The organism is Nocardiopsis sp. NPDC006198 (assembly GCF_040613895.1).
Taxonomy (GTDB): Bacteria; Actinomycetota; Actinomycetes; order Streptosporangiales; family Streptosporangiaceae; genus Nocardiopsis; species Nocardiopsis tropica.
Window position 1 is genome coordinate 19308 of sequence record NZ_JBEXSY010000079.1, and the last position, 12129, is coordinate 31436.

Below are 12129 nucleotides of genomic sequence, written 5' to 3' on the forward strand. Positions count from 1 at the left end.
TCGCCGTTCAGCGGCGGCCGGTGGACAGGGTGACGACGGACCAGGAGACGGGGGGCAGCGTGAGGCCGAGCCGTCCGCCCTCCAGGCGCGCGTCCTTGTTGGGCGAGGGGGTGACCCGGTCGGGGTCGGCCATGCTGTTGGCCGCGTAGGCGTCGGCGTCGGCGAGGGTGAGCGCCGAGGTGACGCCGACCGGGGCGAGTCCGCGCAGGTCGGCGTCGAGGGCGACCGGCTGGTCGACGGAGCGGTTGACGACGAACAGCGCGGCGGCGCCGGTCGCCTCGTCGTGGGTGACGGCGGCGTCGACCACGGGCACCCCGCCGTACCTGGCGGTGTCCTGGAGGGGCGCGGCGACCTCTGCGCGCAGTACCCGGCCGGAGGCGGACGCGGCGGTGAGCGCGAACGGGTGGAAGATGGTCTGCCGCCAGGCCGGTCCGCCCGGCTCCGTCATGATCGGGGCGATGACGTTGGCGAGCTGCGCCTGGCTGGCGGAGGTGACGCGGTCGCTGTGCCGGAGGAGGCTGATGAGCATGTTGCCGACCACGACGGCGTCGGCGACGTTGTACCGGTCCTCGATGACGCGGGGGGCGGTCCTCCAGTCGTCGGCGGGCTGGACCTCGGCCAGCGCCCGGTGGCGGCTCAGGTACCAGACGTTCCACTCGTCGAAGGAGAGCTGGATGCGCTTCGTGTCGCGCAGCCTGGCCCCGACGGCGTCCGCGGTGGAGGCGACCGAGTCGATGAAGTGGTCCATGTCGGCGACCGAGCCCAGGAAGCTGGCCAGGTCGCCGTCGTGCTCCTCGTAGTAGGCGTGCAGGGAGATGTGGTCGACGACGTCGTAGGCCTCCTCCAGGACGGTGGCCTCCCACGCCCCGAAGGTCGCCATGCCCGAACCGGAGCTGCCGCACACGACGAGTTCGAGGTCGCGGTCCGCCATCCTCATGGCGCGGGCGACCTGCGCGGCCTTGCGCCCGTAGGAGCGGGCGTCCAGGTGGCCGATCTGCCAGGGCCCGTCCATCTCGTTGCCCAGGCACCACATGCGGATGTCGTGGGGGTCGGGGTGTCCGTGCTCGGCGCGCAGGTCGGACAGGTGGGTGCCGCCGGGGTGGTTGGCGTACTCCAGCAGGTCCAGGGCCTCCTGGAGCCCCCGGGAGCCGAGGTTGACCGCCATCATGGGTTCGATGCCGAGCCGTCCGCACCACGTCGCGAACTCGTTCAGCCCGAACTGGTTGGTCTCCAGGCTGTGCCAGGCGAGGTCGCGGCGGACGGGTCTGCGGTCCTTGGGACCGACACCGTCCTCCCACCGGTAGCCGGAGACGAAGTTGCCGCCGGGGTAGCGCACGGTGGTGACGCCCAGCTCGCGGACGAGGTCGGCGACGTCGCCGCGGAAGCCGTCCGCGTCGGCCGTGGGGTGGCCGGGTTCGTAGAGACCGGTGTAGACGCAGCGGCCCATGTGCTCGACGAACGAGCCGAAGGTCCGTCGGTGGACCGGGGCGACGGTCTGGGCGGGGTCGGCGGTCAGGGAGGCGTGGAGCATGGGCTTCCTTCGGAGTGGGGGGTCATCCCTTGATCCCGGCGCCGGCGACGCCGGTGACGATGTTCTTCTGGAAGAGCAGGAACACGAGGAGGAGTGGAACCGCTCCCAGGACGGCCGAGGCCATGACCTGGGCGTACTGCACCCCGTACTGCCCGGCGACGGTGCCGAGCCCCACGGGGAGCGTCATCATCTCCGGGTCGGTCGTCACGATGAACGGCCACAGGAAGTTGTTCCAGGCGCCGATGAAGGTGAAGATGCCGACCGCGGTGAGGACCGGTCGGGACAGGGGCAGGACGACGCTCCACAGGATGCGCGCCGGACCGGCCCCGTCCATCCGCGCCGCGTCCTCGTACTCGCGGGGGACGGCGTCGAAGAACCGCTTGAGGATGAACACGAACACCGGCGCGACCACCTGCGGCAGGGCGACGCCCCAGTAGGTGTCCACCAGGCCGAGCTGGGTCATCAGGACGAACTGCGGCACGATCAGGGTCTGCGGCGGGATGAGGATGCCCCCGATGACCAGTGCGAACAGCCACCCCCGGCCCCGGAAGTCGAACCGGCTGAACCCGTAGGCGGCCAGCACGCACAGGACCAGGGTGAGCACCGTGACGATCACGGTGGTCACGGTGGAGTTGACGGCCCAGCGGACGAGGTCGCCCCGGGCCAGCACCAGCCGGTAGGCCTCCAGCGTGGGCTCGGCGATCGACCAGGTGACCGGCAGGAGCGTCGTCTCCCCCTCGGGCTTGAGCGAGGTGTCGATCGCCCACAGCAGCGGGAGGAGCCAGGCGAGCGCCGCCAGGGCGGCGACCGTGTACAGGGCGGCGGAGCCCACGGTGACGCGGGGGAGCCGCCTGCGGGGGGCGGGGCCGCGGGTGCTCGGCCGTCCGGCGGGGGGCCGGGTCGCCAGGGGCCGGGCTGCGGAGGGCGGGACTGAGGGGGGTCGGGCTGCGGCCATGGCGTCAGGCCTCCTTCCGGGAGAAGAGGCGGAACTGGGCGACGGAGGCCGCGATGACGATGACCATGAAGACGTAGGCCATCGACGAGGCCAGGCCGATGCGGAGCCCGACGAACCCGGAGTCGTAGATGTACTGGATGGCGGTGCGGGTGGCGAAGTTCGGGCCGCCCGACGTCATCAGGTAGATCTGCTCGAACACGCGGAGCGACCCGATCAGCTGGAGGACCGCGATCAGTGCGGTGGTGCGCGCCAGCAGCGGGAGCGTGATGCGGCCGATCCGCTGCCAGGCCCCGGCCCCGTCGATGGCCGCCGCCTCGTAGACGTCCCCGGGGATCGACTGCATGGCTGCCAGGTAGAGCAGGTAGTTGAACCCGACCTGCCACCAGGCGGTGGCGACGACCACGGAGACCATCGCGGTGCCCTCGCCGAAGAGCCACTCGGGGCCCTCCACGCCGATCCGGCCCAGCATGCCGTTGAACAGGCCGAGGCTGGGGTTGTACATCCAGCCCCAGATGAGCGTCATGACCGCGACCGGGAGCACGAACGGGGCGAAGAAGCCGAACCTCAGGAACCAGCCCAGTTTGCGGGCGTGGTCGGTCAGCAGGGCCAGGGCGAGGGCGAGGGCCACCATCAGCGGCACGCTGAGCACTGTGAAGACCAGCGTGTTCCACAGCGACTCCCACATCGCGGGGTCGGTGAGGCTCTCGGCCCAGTTCTCCAGGCCGACGAAGGAGGTCGGCCCGCCGGCCAGGCTGCGGTCGGTGAAGGTGTAGCCGAACCCGACGATCGCGGGCCAGAGCAGGAACACCAGGTAGAAGGCGAGGAAGGGCAGTACGAACCAGAGCCCGGTCCGGGCGGCGGGTCGGCGCCGCACGTCGGGGAGGTCCGGCCGGCCGCCCGGCGGGGCCGCCGGGGCACGAGTGGTCACGGGGTTCCTCCCTACACCGGTGAGGGGACGGCGATCAGGGTGCGGATGGCCCCCTTGAGCTGGTCCAGGGCCTGTTCGGGGGTCTGGGTGCCCTGGTGGAGGGTGGTCAGCGGGCCGGTGGCCTCCTCCTGGAGGCGCCCGGCCGAACCGCTGAACCAGGCCTGCGGCTCGAACTGGACGTTCTCGGCGGCCTCGGCGTACTCCGACTGGGGGTGCAGGGCGTCGTAATCGTCGCTCTCCACCACCGGCAGGTAGGCGGGGATGTGTCCTCCGGCCGCCCAGGTGATGCTGTGGCGCAGCATCCAGGCGGCGTACCCGACGGCGGCGCGGGTGCGCTCGGGGTCCCTGTCGCGCTGGTGGGGAAACACGTAGCAGTGCGAGTCGCCGCGGGTGCGGTTGTTGCCGAACACCGCCGGGAACTGGGTCGCGGTGAACTCCGTGCCCGCGGCCTCCAGGGTGGGGATCTCCCAGTTGCCGTGGATCATCAGCCCGGCCTGGCCGTTGGCGAGGTTGGCCGCCGTGTCGGCGAGCATGGAGTGCCTCGGCGACAGCCCCTCCTCGGAGAGCCGGTACATGACCTCCATGGCGGCCAGCGCCTTGTCGTCGTCCAGCTCGAAGTCGTCCTCGCCGATGACGAGGTCGCCGTCCTGCTGGCGGTAGAGCGCCCAGAAGTTGGGCCAGGGGGCCCAGGTGTCGACGGACAGGCCGTACTCCCCGGTCGCGCCCTGGATCTCGCGGAGCAGGTCGAGGTAGCCGTCCAGCCCGGAGACCTCGACGAGCCGGTCGTCGGCGTCGAGCACGCCCGCCCTGCGGCACACGTCGAGGTTGACGAACTGGATGAGCACGTGGGTGTCGATGGGGATCGCGTACAGCTCCCCGTCGAAGAAGCACTTCTCCCAGATCCGCGGGAGCACCACCGTGTCGTCGATCCCCGCCTCCGCGAGCATCACGGGGTCGATCGGGTCGAGGAGCCGCCCGGGCGCCAGGCTCTCCAGCCGGGACACGTGCACGGTGGCGATGTCCGCGCCGCGCCCGCCCGCGGCGCCCATCGCGACCTTGGTGTAGAAGGGGGAGCCCCACGTGAAGGTGGTGGCCCGGAAGTCGACGTCGGGATGCTCGCGTACGTAGGCGTCGTGCATCTCGATCATCCGCATGCCGTCCCCGCCCGCGAACAGGTTCCACTGGCGCAGGCGGGTCCTGCCGGAGAGCAGGGCCGGGGAGGGGCCGCACCCGGCGGCGGCCAGGCCCGCGGCGGCGAGGGCTCCGGCGGCGAAGGCCCGGCGGCCGGGGCCGCGCGGGGCCGGGTGTTCGGGGGGGACGGGGGGTTCGGGGGGTCGGACGCGCATGGTGTTCTCCTTGCGCCGGGGGGTGGGGAGGGCCCGGTGGGCCCTCCCCGGGAAGCGGGCGCCTCGGCGCCGCGGGTTCCGGGTCAGACCCGGACGTACTCGATGCCGGCGAGCGAGCAGAGGACCTTCCAGTCCTCGGCCCTCGCGCCGGTGTTCATGACCATGTGGTGGGTGCCGCCGGACCTGAGCCAGGCGTCCATGCACGACCGCACGCCCGTCTCCGGGCGGAACTGTCCGTAGGGCATCTCCAGCGACGGCAGCCCGGGCGCGTCGATCACCTCGCCCTCCGCGACCACCAGGCGGAAGTCCTCGCCGCCGAGGAAGACCAGGGAGGCGAGGGTCGCGGGGCCCGGCCGGTAGCGGAAGACGATGGTGGGCGGGTCGTCGAGGCCGCCGATCCCCAGGGGGCGCTTGATCAGCCGGACGGGCTCGTCCTCGCGCGCGATCCGCCAGTTCCCCTCGCCCATGTGGCTCATGAGGACGGAGTCGCTGGGGAAGTCCATGGCGTACATCTCGGTGAAGTGGCCGTCCCCCGCGAGCTGGTGCCCGGCGTAGACGATCGAGGCGGCCAGCACGTCGCCCTCGCCGGCGAACCCGTACCCCTTGGCCATCAGGGTGGAGGCCGCGGCCATCGGCAGCCGCGCGAAGCGGCCGTCCTCGCCGATGGCGTCGAAGTGGGTGGAGTAGGCGCCGGCGCCCCGCTCCTCCAGCAGCCTCTCGATGCCCAGCTGCATGCGGGCGTGGTCCTCGCGCTCCTCCTTCGAGAGGCGTCCGTCCACCTCGAAGGCCCCGTCCTCCCAGGCCATGAGGTCCGCGACCTCCTCCCCCGGGATCTCGGCCATCGTCCGGTGGAGGGAGCCCGGCGCGATGACCTCGACCTCCGGCCCGAGCTTGCGCAGCAGCGAGCTCTCGTCCACCCGGGCGTCGCCCATGCCGTTCATGGGATAGCCGAACACGCCGACCCGGAGGCCGCGCAGCGCCGTGACCGCGCGGGCCGCCCTGGCCCAGCGGTCGATCCTCCCGGCGAACTCGGGGCTCTGCCACTCGCCGGTGACGACCTCGAAGGGGAGCCCCGCGCGCACCATCGCGTTGGCGGTGTCCTGGGCGCCGTGGATGCCCTGGTTGTAGGTCATGTCGTCCATGTCCCAGGACGGGGAGACCGCGGGGTCGGGCTGGATGTTGGCCAGGGCGATCGGCAGCCGGGCCCCGCCGAACATGCGGGTGACGCGGAGGGAGGGCCCGTAGGTGAGCATGACCACGAGGACCCCGTCGAGGTCCGCGTCCTCGAACGCGCGCATCGCGCGCTCCGCGTCCGCGCGTCCGCGCGCCGGAGGGGCCACGGTCCACTCGGCGACGCCGGAGAGCTTCTCGGCGACCCGGCCCGCGTAGGCGGCCTGGTGCTCGGTGATGCCGGGGATCATGTCGTCGTAGAGGGGCTGCATGATGCCGAGGAGGCCGATACGGGGCGCACGGGTCCCGACGGGCGCGTGGGCGGCGGCCGGGGGCGTGGGAAGGGGCACGATCGTTCCTTACTGGCCGTAGACGTTCTGGTACCGGTCGTGGAGCGCGTCGATGTGCTCCTGGGGCAGGCGTTCGAGGGGGCCGCCCTGGCGGGCGATGTGGACGGTGCGCGCGACGTCCTCGCACATCACCGCGGCCTTGACCGCGGCGCGGGCGGAGGCGCCGACCGTGAACACGCCGTGGCCGCGCATGAGGACGGCCGGGGAGCGGTGGCCCCGGAGGGTGGCGACCACCGCCCTGCCGATCTCGTCGCCGCCGATGAGGGCGAACGGTCCCACGGGGATGTCGCCGCCGAACTCGTCGGCCATCGCCGTGATGACGCACGGGATGGGCTCCCCCCGTGCGGCCCAGGCCGTCGCGTACGCGCTGTGGGTGTGCGCGACCCCGCCGACGTCGGGGCGCGCGCGGTAGACGTGGGCGTGGGAGGCGGTGTCGCTGGACGGGGACCGGCCCCCCTCGACCACCCGGCCGTCCAGGTCGCAGACGACCATGTCGGCGGGGGCCAGGTCGTCGTAGGAGACCCCGCTGGGCTTGATCACCATGAGGTCGGCGCCGGGGACGCGGGCGGAGACGTTGCCGCTGGTCCACGTGACCAGTTTCCAGCGGGGCAGTTCGGCGTGCAGCGCGCACAGGTGCTCGCGCAGGCGCTCCACCTCCGCCCGGTGCTCGTCGGGGACGGTGCGGGCCGTGTCGGCGGTCATCGTGTTCCCTCCTCGGTGCCGTTCCCCGCGGTGGCCAGGGTGGCGTTGCGGATGGCCCGGAGGCGGCGCAGGCTCTGGCTGCCGCCCCGGCCGAAGTGGTCGTGGAGCTCGGTGTAGACCTCGAAGAGGTCGTCGTAGGCCGCCGCCCTGGCGGGATCGGGGTCGACGGTCTCCTCCCGGACCCGGCCCATGGCGGCCGACGCCGCGTGGATGTCGGGGTGGGCGCCGGCCGCGACGGCCGCGTGGATGGCGGACCCCACGGCGCAGCTGTACTCGGAGGCGACCAGCCTGATCGGGCGGTCGAGCACGTCGGCGTAGACCTGGAGCACGAACGGGTTGCGGACCATGCCGCCGCCCACCGTGAAGTCCTCGACCGGGACCCCGGCGGCCTCGAAGGCCCCGATGATCGTGCGCGTGCCGAAGGCCGTGGCCTCGACCAGGGCCCGGTAGACCTCCTCCGGCCTGGTGGCCAGGGTCATCCCGACGAGCACGCCGGACAGGTCGTGGTCGACCAGGACCGAGCGGTTGCCGCTGTGCCAGTCCAGGGCGACGAGGCCGTGACCCCCGACAGGCGCCCCCGAGGCCCGCTCGGAGAGCAGGTCGTGGACGGAGAGGCCGCGTTCGCGGGCCTCCTCGTGGTAGGCGGGCGGCACGTGGGAGTCGGCGAACCAGGCGAAGATGTCGCCGACGCCGCTCTGGCCCGCCTCGTAGCCCCAGGCGCCGGGGGTGATGCCGCCGAGCGCCAGCCCGCACATGCCGGGGACCTCGGCGAGGACGTCGGAGTTCATGACGTGGCAGGTGCTGGTGCCCATGATGGCGAGCATCCGGCCGTTGCCGGTCGTCCGGGCCGTGGCAGCGGTGACGTGCGCGTCGATGTTGCCGACCGCGACGGGCAGCCCCTCGGGCAGGCCCGTCCAGGCCGCGGCCCGGGCGGTGAGGCCGCCCGCGCGCTCGCCCAGCTGGGAGAGGGGGTGGGCGAGCTTGTCCCGGACGAAGCCGGCGAAGCGCGGGTCGAGGGCGGCCAGGAACTCCGCGGAGGGCCAGGCGCCGTCCTGGTGGATGCCCTTGTACCCGGCGGTGGCGACGTTGCGGGTCTCGCGTCCGCACAGTTCCCAGACGATCCAGTCGGCGGCCTCGATCCAGCGGTCGGCGCGCGCGTACGCCTCGGGGTCCTCCCGCAGGACCTGGAGCGCCTTGGCGAACTGCCACTCCGAGGAGATCCGGCCGCCGTAGCGGGCGAGCCACGTCTCCCCCCGCTTCTCGGCGAGGGCGTTGATCTCGTCCGCCTCCGGCTGGGCGGCGTGGTGGCGCCACAGCTTGGGCCACGCGTGCGGGCGCCCGGCGAGGTCGGGGAGCTCGCACAGCGGAGTCCCGTCCGCGGTCACGGGCAGGACCGTGCAGGAGGTGAAGTCGGTGCCGATGCCGACCACCTGCCCGGGGTCGGCGCCGGAGGCCCGCAGCGCCTCCGGCACGGCCGTGCGCAGGACCTCGCGGTAGTCCTCGGGGCACTGGAGCGCGGTCTCGGGGGCCAGCGGCCCGGAGGAGGCGGGCAGGTGCTCCGTGATGACGCCGTGCCGGTAGGTGTGGGCGGCGGAGCCGAGTTCGGCCCCGTCGGCCACCCGGACGACGACGGCCCGGCCGGAGAGGGTCCCGAAGTCGACGCCGATGACGACCGCGTCGGGGGACGGCTTGTTGTTAGCGTTAACATTCTCGCGCACAGGGGGTTCCTTCCGTGGAGGAGGCGCGTGGAACGGGCGGTCAGGGGGGAGGCGGCCCGCTGCTGCCCCGCTGCCTCAGTTCCGCCGGGACCACGCGTCTCCCGGCCCCGGCGGGGTCGGCCGAGCCGGTGCGGCCCGCCCCGATCTCGCCGAGGAGCAGCGCCAGGCTCTCCCGGCCGACCTGGGCGAAGTCCTGGTACACGGTGGACAGGGACGGCGTGAGGTACTCCGCCTCGGGGATGTCGTCGAAGCCGACGACGCTGACGTCGCCCGGCACGCCCAGCCCCGCCTCGTGCAGGGCGCGCAGGACCCCTATGGCCATCTGGTCGTTGCCCACGAAGATCGCGGTCACCCGCTCCCCCGCGGCCCTGCGCCCCACCAGGGCGCGGCCGAGGTCGTAGCCGGACCGGGGGCTCCAGTCGCCCTGGAGCGGTTCCGGGACCGGCGCGCCCGCCTCCTCCAGGGCCCGGCGCCATCCGAACGCGCGGGCCTCGGACTCCAGCCAGAGCGGGTCCCCCTCGATGTGGTGGACCGTGTGGTGGCCGAGCGCCAGGAGGTGGCGGACGGCCTCCTCGGCCCCCTGGACCTGGTCGACGCAGACGACCGGGAGGCCGGAGCCCTCGCCGCCCTCGACGGCGACCAGCGGCAGGGGCCCGGGCAGCGAGGCGAGGGCGTCGACCAGGCCCCTCTGCGGGGCGATGGCGATGCAGCCCTCGACGGACTGCTGGATCAGGAAGTCGGCCGCGGCGACGACGCCGGCCGGCGACACGTCGTCGAGGCTGACCATGCTCAGGAAGTAGCCGGCCTCGCGCGCGGCCCGCTCGATCCCCGCCAGGGTCTGCGCCGGGCCGAAGAGGGTGGTGTCGAAGGCGAGGACGCCGAGCACGTTGGTGCGGCGGGTGACCAGGGCCCGCGCCGTGGAGTTGCGGTGGTAGCCGAGTTCGTCGATCGCCCTCTGCACCCGCAGGACGGTCTCCTGGCGGACGTTGGGGTGGCCGTTGATGACGCGGGACACCGTCTGGTGGGAGACACCGGCCAGTCTGGCGACGTCCGCCATGACGGGGGTGCGGCCACCGGGGGGGTTCACCTGAACGACACCTCCGGGAATCTCAGGGGAAATGTGACGCGGACAACATTGTTAGCGTTAACATACGAGGCGTCAACCCCCCTGCCCGACCGAATCGTCGGCGAGGCCCCCGTCGGGAGCCCGCAGGCCCTTCCGCCCCGGAGGCACCCCGGCCCTCCGGGACCCCTCTCCCTTCAGCCCACCAGACGGGAGTGCAGCGCCGTCGCGGAGGTGTCGGTGAGCGAGGCGACCTGGTCGACGACCACGCGCAGCGCGGCCGCGTCGCCGGACGCCTCGGTGAAGGCCGCGCGGAACTGCGGGTCGAGGCCGTCGGGGGCGCTCTTCCAGAGTGCGCCGACGAGCTCGGTGATGAGGCGGCGCTCCTCCGCCTGGTAGGCGATGGCCTCGACGCGGGACATCACGAAGTGGGCGGCGACCGCCTTGAGCAGCGCGCACTCCAGGAGGGCCCGGCGGGGCACGACCAGGTCGGCGCCGTAGCGCGTGAGCCGCCCCTGGCCGTGGGCGGCGCGGGTGGCGTGCTCGGCCGCCCTGCAGAAGCGGCCGATGAGTTCGCTGGTGAGGTTCTTGAGGGCGGCGAGCGAAGCGAGGTCCCCGGTGAACTCGCTCGGCCACACGGGCGCCGCCAGGAGTTCGGCGAACACGTGGTGCAGCTCGGCGGGGTCGGCGTCGCAGTAGTAGGCCGCGGCGAGCCGGACGACCTCGGCGCGCTCGTCGGTACCGCGCAGGGCGGCCATGTCGACGAGCCCGGCGTGCAGGGCGTCCTCGACGTCGTGGACGGAGTAGGCCACGTCGTCGGCCCAGTCCATGACCTGCGCCTCGAAGCAGGTGCGGCCGGGGGGCGCCCCCCGGCGCAGCCAGGCGAAGGTCTCCGTGTCGTCGGGGTAGCAGTTGAACTTGTGGGTGTCGGGCCCCTCGCCCCGGAGCCACGGGTACTTGACGGTGGCGTCCAGGGTGGCGCGGGTGAGGTTGAGCCCCGCGCTGAGCCCGTCGGGGTCGATGATCTTGCCCTCCAGCCGGATGAGCAGGCGCAGGCTCTGGGCGTTGCCCTCGAACCCGCCGCAGGCGGCGGCGGCCTCGTCCAGGGCCCGTTCGCCGTTGTGCCCGAACGGGGGGTGCCCGAGGTCGTGGGAGAGGCAGGCCGCCTCGACCAGGTCCGGGTCGCAGCCCAGCGCCTGGCCGAGTTCGCGGCCGATCTGCGCGCACTCCAGCGAGTGGGTGAGGCGGGTGCGCGGGAAGTCGCTCACCCCCGGCTGGACCACCTGGGTCTTGGCGGCCAGGCGCCGCAGGGCGGCGCTGTGCAGCACCCTGGCCCGGTCGCGCTCGAAAGGACCGCGGGCCCGGTTCTTCCGGTTCTCGCGCGCCTTGCGCTCGGTGTCCGCCGACGTGTAGCCGTCGGCTCCGCTCTCTCCTCGGGGGTGGTTCGTCATCGTGTGCGACCCTACTTCCCAGCAGGGACCAAACACGCCTTCCGCGCTGGTCAGGCAGCGTTGACGCGGATGTCGCTGCTGTCGTTGAAGATCCAGTAGTACCAGAGCGAGGCGGTTTCCCTGGTGATGTACCAGAGCTGGGTGCGCCGCTCGATGACGGCCGGCCCGGAGCGCGAGGGCGACGTGCCCGCCTCGATCCCGAAGTCGGCGGCCATCCGCTTGGAGCGCAGGCTGTGCCAGGGGTCGGAGACCAGGACCGCCGTCTCCCAGGCACGGTCCTCGAACACCAGGGAGACGGCGCCGATGCTCTGGAGGGTGTCCCTGCCCTCCTCCACGGCGATGATCTGGTCAGCAGGGATGCCGACCTCGACCAGCCAGTTCTTGCCCGCGGCCGCCTCGGTGAAGTTGTCGCCCGGCTGCTTGCCCCCGACGGTGACGATGACGGGGGCGACGCCCTCCAGGTAGAGGACCTGGGCGTGCCTCAGCCGGGCCTCGAACACGGGCGAGGGGACGCCGTTGTACTGGCTGGCCCCGAGGACGACGATGGCGTCGGAGGCGACGCGGTCGTCCTGACGGGCCGTGTACCAGACCCAGCCCCAGGTGCCCGGCGGTATGGCCAGCGCCACGAGCAGCAGGAGCGTGACGATCCAGCGCAGGCGGACGGGACGCCGCTTGCGGCGGCGCGGCCGGGGAGCGGGGCGCGCGGGGCGTCCGCCCCGGGGAGGGGGAGGGGGCTCCTCGTCGAAGGGCCCGTCGGGCCCTTCGACGGACGGTTCGGCGGCGGGGGCGCTGCCGGCCGGGGCCCCGGGCCGCGGCCCGTACCAGGCCAATAGCCCGGTGAAGTCCCCCCCCGCGGGGGGGTCAAACCCCAGCCCCCCCAAAGGCGGGAGGAAAACCACCCCAAAAGCCCAGAGG

Annotated in this window: 9 protein-coding genes and 1 pseudogene; all 10 read right to left on the reverse strand. The window is 73.1% G+C overall.

Annotated elements, in window-relative coordinates:
• Window positions 1-7: 7 nt before the first annotated feature.
• Entirely contained in the window at window positions 8-1531 is a 1524-nt protein-coding gene (locus ABZ234_RS30525; RefSeq protein ID WP_355014311.1) for an alpha-N-arabinofuranosidase, read from the reverse strand.
• 22 nt (window positions 1532-1553) lie between these two features.
• Entirely contained in the window at window positions 1554-2486 is a 933-nt protein-coding gene (locus ABZ234_RS30530; RefSeq protein WP_355014312.1) for a carbohydrate ABC transporter permease, read from the reverse strand.
• A gap of 4 nt (window positions 2487-2490) precedes the next feature.
• Entirely contained in the window at window positions 2491-3414 is a 924-nt protein-coding gene (locus tag ABZ234_RS30535) for a sugar ABC transporter permease (RefSeq protein ID WP_355014313.1), read from the reverse strand.
• 11 nt (window positions 3415-3425) lie between these two features.
• Entirely contained in the window at window positions 3426-4760 is a 1335-nt protein-coding gene (locus ABZ234_RS30540; RefSeq protein ID WP_352982901.1) for an extracellular solute-binding protein, read from the reverse strand.
• A gap of 83 nt (window positions 4761-4843) precedes the next feature.
• Complete coding sequence (locus tag ABZ234_RS30545) at window positions 4844-6280, reverse strand: L-fucose/L-arabinose isomerase family protein (protein WP_355014314.1); 1437 nt, start codon at window positions 6278-6280, stop codon at window positions 4844-4846.
• Between the two features lie 9 nt (window positions 6281-6289).
• Window positions 6290-6982 carry an L-ribulose-5-phosphate 4-epimerase gene (locus ABZ234_RS30550; RefSeq protein WP_267945945.1) on the reverse strand — a complete coding sequence of 231 codons (693 nt, stop codon included), beginning with the start codon at window positions 6980-6982 and terminating at the stop codon, window positions 6290-6292.
• Complete coding sequence (gene araB / locus ABZ234_RS30555; RefSeq protein ID WP_344176198.1) at window positions 6979-8700, reverse strand: ribulokinase; 1722 nt, start codon at window positions 8698-8700, stop codon at window positions 6979-6981. Before araB ends, ABZ234_RS30550 begins: the two co-directional genes overlap by 4 nt.
• A gap of 40 nt (window positions 8701-8740) precedes the next feature.
• Window positions 8741-9757, reverse strand: coding sequence for a LacI family DNA-binding transcriptional regulator (locus tag ABZ234_RS30560; RefSeq protein ID WP_267950471.1), 1017 nt, complete (start codon window positions 9755-9757; stop codon window positions 8741-8743).
• Window positions 9758-9960: 203 nt separating this feature from the next.
• Window positions 9961-11214, reverse strand: coding sequence for a deoxyguanosinetriphosphate triphosphohydrolase (locus ABZ234_RS30565; protein ID WP_355014315.1), 1254 nt, complete (start codon window positions 11212-11214; stop codon window positions 9961-9963).
• 50 nt (window positions 11215-11264) lie between these two features.
• Window positions 11265-11903, reverse strand: a pseudogene (locus ABZ234_RS30570) (YdcF family protein); the annotation flags it as partial.
• Window positions 11904-12129: the final 226 nt, after the last annotated feature.